3 protein-coding genes are annotated in these 5,208 nt (G+C 58.1%); 1 reads left to right on the top strand and 2 read right to left on the bottom strand.

The genetic code is table 11. The annotated features are described in order from the left end of the window. A partial coding sequence (locus IGS51_RS19735) for a tyrosine-protein kinase domain-containing protein (RefSeq protein ID WP_297080498.1) occupies window positions 1–2,303 on the bottom strand: 2,303 nt, incomplete at its 3' end. A 274-nt stretch (window positions 2,304–2,577) separates the two neighbouring features. Next, window positions 2,578–3,858 carry a polysaccharide biosynthesis/export family protein gene (locus IGS51_RS19730; RefSeq protein ID WP_297080497.1) on the bottom strand — a complete coding sequence of 427 codons (1,281 nt, stop codon included), beginning with the start codon at window positions 3,856–3,858 and terminating at the stop codon, window positions 2,578–2,580. Window positions 3,859–4,346: 488 nt separating this feature from the next. Here IGS51_RS19730 and IGS51_RS19725 point away from each other — a divergent pair. Beyond that, the coding region (locus IGS51_RS19725; protein ID WP_297080496.1) for a glycosyltransferase at window positions 4,347–5,208 on the top strand (862 nt) is incomplete at its 3' end.

Raw genomic sequence — 5,208 nt, 5'->3', positions numbered from 1 at the left:
TCGAGGTCATCAACATCGACATTGTAGGCAGGATCATAGTCGGGTTCCAACTCCGCCACTGCTGCCGCCCAAATTCCCTCAGAATCTTCATTGTATTCGTCGTCTTCTTCAGACACTTCAGCAGGGGCGATCGCCCGGTTGGCAACGGTTCCAATGATCGGCAGGTGAAATTCCTCCAGCTTTTTCAGCACCTCTTTGGTCTTGGAATAGGCCGTCTGGCGCAATGCCAGCACCAGCAAGATGCCGTCTGCCTGAGCCGCCAAAAAGTTGGCATCCACCGTGCTGCCCAGGTTGGGCGTGTCGTACAGGATCAGGTCAAACTGGGCATCAAACGCCGCCATCAGGTCTTTCATCTGGGGCGAGGCCAGCATTTTGGTCGTGCCGGGGGGCGTTTGTCCTGCGGTGAGGATGCACAGATGCTCCAGGCTGGGGCACTCTTGGATGGCATCTTCGGGATAGACTTTTTGGGCCAGCAGTTCGCTCAGCCCGCATTCATTCGGCAAGTTCAGAATGCTGTGCAGCTTGGGCGATCGCAGGTTAGCATCCACTAGCAGCACGCGCTGCCCCGCCGCCGCCGCCGTCTGCGCCAGGTGGAGGGCAGTGGTGGTCTTGCCGTCGCCCGCCGCAGGAGAGCAAACGACGAGCGATCGCACCAGGTTGTTGGGGTTCAGGAACCGCAGGCTGGCGTAGAAATTGTTCACCGCGTCCAGAAACGGGAAGGCATCCTCGCTCAGTTCCCCACTGCTGGGCGCAATGCTGAGCAAGCTGCCGCAGGGGTCGGCCGTGGCGCAGGCCGGCAGCACCCCCAGCAGAGGCACGGGCACGGCATCTTTCACGTCTTCTGCGCCGAAAAAGATGTTTTGCCGCTTTTCAATCAGCACTGCCGTTCCCAGTCCCAGCACCAGCCCGGCCACCATGCCCATCATCAGCTTCTTGCGAGAGCTATTGGGGTCGGGAATGGCAGCGCCGCTAGGATCACGAGGCAGCATGGGTTCTGAGATCAGTTCCCACGGCACTTGCGTCTGGGCGGCTTCTACTCGCAGCGTCTCGCGCTGCCCCAGCAGTTGATCCAGCGTGCGGGTGGCCACGCCCAGCTCGCGCTGAATCTCGGCATACCGACGGGCGATCGCCGGAAACTGCTGCACTTGGCGCGAAACCTCTGCCTGTCGCCGCGCCAAAAACTGATCCCGCATCTGCAACACCTGCATCTCGTTAGCTGTCGTGATCAGTTGTTGAATCAGCCCCAGCCGCAGCGAATCTTGATAGGTCAGCGAATCCGCCTTGCGGGCAAGCTGTGGTCCCAAAATGCGATTGGCCTGCTGCCCCAGCACGGTCGTCAAGTTAGCCTGCCGCTGTCGCAATCGCTGAATAATCGGGCTTTCGTCGGTAAATCGGCTCGACTCCAGCGCAATCTGACTGTCGATTTCGTTGATGCTGCTGAGCAACTGCTGATAGCGGGGATCTTGGCTGAGGGCCGAAGCGGCGATCGCCTCATTGGGCGACAGACCCAACTGCCGTTGCAGCGTATTGTAAAGCACGCGCTGTTCTTGAATCTGCTGCTGGGTTGCGACTTGCTGCTCCGTCACCGTCTGGAGTTGCGAAAAAATTTGCCCCCCCTGCGAAGATGGATCGATGAGTTCGTAGGATTGCTGCAATTCCTGGAGTTGTTTTTCTAGCTCAGCCACCCGCCGTTGCAGGCTGGGAAGCTGATCCTCGATGAACTTCACCCCCTCACTAATGCGAGACTTCCGATCCTCCAGGCTATAGCGCAGATACTTACTCGCCAGCTCATTCAGCACCATCTGCACCAGTTCCGCATCAGAGCCAGAGTAGCCCACCTGCAAAATCTTCGTTTCCGTTGTCCGGGTATTGCCAATCCGCCCCAGCTCTAACCCCTGGATGAGTTGAAAGTAAGTAAACGCTGGGTACTTCGCCTGAACCTTTTCATACACCTCTTCCAGCACCTTGGGACTCCGCAAAATTTGCAGTTGCGTCGGATAGTCCAGGCTGAAAATGTCCCGACTGGGCACACCGCCCGCAGAACGGGTCAGCGCCGTTGGCTCGGCGATCCGCGCCTCCGAGGTCACAGGCTCCACCAGCAGTTGAAAGTTGCCGCGATAGGTGGGCAGATCAGAGGCAGTGGATAACCAGGCAGCGATCGACAATGCCCCCGTCATTCCTCCAATGATCAAGATCTTCCGCTTCACCATGCGGATCAGTCCGCCGATCGGCAGTCCGCCCTTTTTCGGAGCGCTGGCTTCCCCTGGCTCATCGAGGGCTTGCAAATCCAAATCCTGATCCATAGTTTTCTCGCTGTGATGTCTCTCGCAATGCGGGGTCATCCATTTGCCTATGGAAACCGCTAGGGCTTAAAGGCTGATAGGAACCCCTGAATTTTTTGCTTAGAACCTTGAGAATCCGCGCTTAAATTTCAGGTTGAACGCCCTACTCTGAAAGGCGTTTTTTGAAAGGCGTTTTTTGAAAGGCGGTTCTAGAATGCACCCCCAACCGAACCAGCCATGCGTCTTCGCCAGAAATTGCCAAAACCCTGAGCCATTTGAGCAACGCCCCTCTGCTCTAAGGGTTCCGGGGCGACGGGGCCAGGAGATTGCCCAGCCCATCAAACACGCGAAAAATGGAAAACACGCCGTTGAGCGGGCTGAGCAGCGTATTTAGGAAATCAGAGGTAGATGCGAGGGACGATCGCCCGACGACGATAATGTCGTTACTGCGAAGCGGCGGATTGGTGGCATCGTTCAGGCTGGCCGCAAAATCAATCTCTACGTCGCGCTTCGTCACGGTTCCGTCGGGATTTAGCCGGATCAGGCTGACTTCGCTCTGGCGGGCCCGCTGCCGATTGAACCCGCCCGCCGCCATGATGGCCTGATTCAGCGAGACATTCGGCGGCAGCGCAATAGTGCCCGGTCGCATCACCTCGCCCACGATGTTGACGTTAATCGTAGCGGGGGAAAAGCTGGCGGCGGCGATCTGGGCGGATTCTGCCGGGTCGATAGTGTCGGCCTGAGGAATGACCACCGTATCGCCATCTTGCAGCGCAATATCTTGAGAAATGTCGCCGGCCTGCAAGAAGCGCCACAGATCAACCGTAATGCTCTGCTCTCCGCTGGGCGTGGGGCGGCGTACCTCGATAGCCCGCACGTTGGCCAATTGGGTGATGCCGCCCGCCGCCTGGATGGCGGTGCTGACGGTTTGCTTTTGGGAGGTTGCGCCCGTTGCTGGGTTGACCGTGTAAATTCCAGGGCGATTCACCTGACCGATAATCCCAATCCGCATGGGCCGGGGAGCCAGCAGCGTTACGGTAATCAGCGGATCGTCGATATAGCGGGCGTAGCGCTGAGCTAGGGTGTTGGCGGCCTGCTCCAGCGTCATGTTCTGCACCGATACATTGCCAATCCAGGGCAGGTTTAGAGAGCCATCCGACAGAATGGTGTACTGCCCGTTCTGCCCGCTGAATTCTGGCACGTCGAAAATATCAATGCGAATCGCGTCGCCTGCGCCCAGGATGTAGGTATCGCGGCTTTGGGCGGCGGGTAGGGGCTGTTGGAGGGTGAAGGGCGAGTCCGTTTGGGGTGCGGCGGGCAGGAGCGGCATCAAGGGCTGCAACCCCGGTTGGGGCGAGGGTTGTCCCTGCGCTGGGGCGTTTGTCATCGGCGCAGCAGGAGAGGTCGGGGTTGCTGTCCATCCTGTCGAAGCCGTGCCTGTCGAAGACGTTTGCGCGGCAACAGGGAGGGTAGTGGCGCTAATGACGGGCAGGGCAATAGTGCTAATGAAAACCGTTAATGCCGTATTAACACGGATATTGTTGCGGTGGGCGATTGGACGGACACGCTGCGGCACAGGAGGGCAGAGAGCGTCAGGAAGATGAGTCGCAACAGTCTGGATTGGGGGTGTCATAGACGCTGATTTTTAAGTGAGACGCATCTTTGCGATCGGTGCAGTTTGAATTGGGCTTAGGTGAATGAGCGGATTTTCAAGTTCGGTGCTGCTCGGTGCTGTTTGGTGCTGGATAAAGGCAGAGCGGGCGATCGCACGCTGCGTTGATTCAGAAACTCTGGCTTTAGAATGCCCAACTGCTGGCTCTCAGTAACGCCCGCAAGTCTAGTCAAAATTGCGGAGATGGCCAGGATTTGCTTCGGCTTTGATGCATCTTGGCGTGCTTAAAACCAGGTTGATATTGCCCCTCGATCCGGTTTCAGTCCAGCCGTTGGAAGTTTCTGCAACGCATACTTGGCGTGGCAAATGTTACCACCCCATCCCGGATGGGCACACTAGATTGGGGCGCAGCCTCAGCCCGCCCCTAGCACATCACCCCTGCAAAAGCAGCCATGACGATTGCGTATCTGGTGAATCAATATCCCAAGGTCAGCCACAGTTTTATCCGGCGAGAGATCCTGGCGCTGGAGGCTGGGGGCACGCCCGTCGCTCGCTTTTCGGTGCGCTCCTGCGGCGGCGAACTGGTCGATCCTGGCGACCAGGCAGAACTGCACAAAACTCAGGTGATTTTGTCGCGGGGCATCTCCGGCTTGGCAAAGGGATTGATTCAAACCGCATTCGCTCATCCCGGACAGTTTCTAAAAGCACTTGCCTTTACGCTGAAGATTAGTCGTCGGGGTCAGCGCGGACTGGCTCACCATCTGGCTTACCTAGCAGAAGCCTGCATTTTGCGACGCGAGTTTGAGATCCAGGGAATTACGCATGTCCATGCTCATTTTGGTACGAACTCCACGACCGTAGCCATGTTGTGTCACGCGCTGGGCGGGACGACCTACAGCTTTACGGTGCATGGCCCCGAAGAATTTGACCGACCAGAGGCGCTGCTGCTACCCGAAAAGATCCGGCGGGCGGCAGCGGTGGTGGCGATCAGTGCCTTTGGTAAGAGCCAACTGATGCGCTGGTGTGAGGCTGCCGACTGGCGCAAGATTCAGGTGGTTCACTGCGGCGTAGATGAAGAATTCTTGACCCAGGCGGCGACTCCGGTTCCTGAAACCCAGCAACTGGTCTGCGTGGGTCGCCTGAGTGAGCAAAAGGGACATCTGCTGCTGCTGGAGGCGATCGCCCCGCTGGCGGCGGAGGGTATTCCCTTCAAGCTCGTGCTGGTGGGCGATGGCGAATTGCGTCCCCAGGTAGAGGCGGCCATTGCTCAGTATGGTCTAGAGTCTTACGTCGAGATTACAGGCTGGGCCAGCA

The sequence above is a fragment of the Thermoleptolyngbya sp. M55_K2018_002 genome, from assembly GCF_015295965.1.
GTDB classification, from domain to species: domain Bacteria; phylum Cyanobacteriota; class Cyanobacteriia; order Elainellales; family Elainellaceae; genus Thermoleptolyngbya; species Thermoleptolyngbya sichuanensis.
This window is presented reverse-complemented; position numbering and strand designations above follow the sequence as displayed.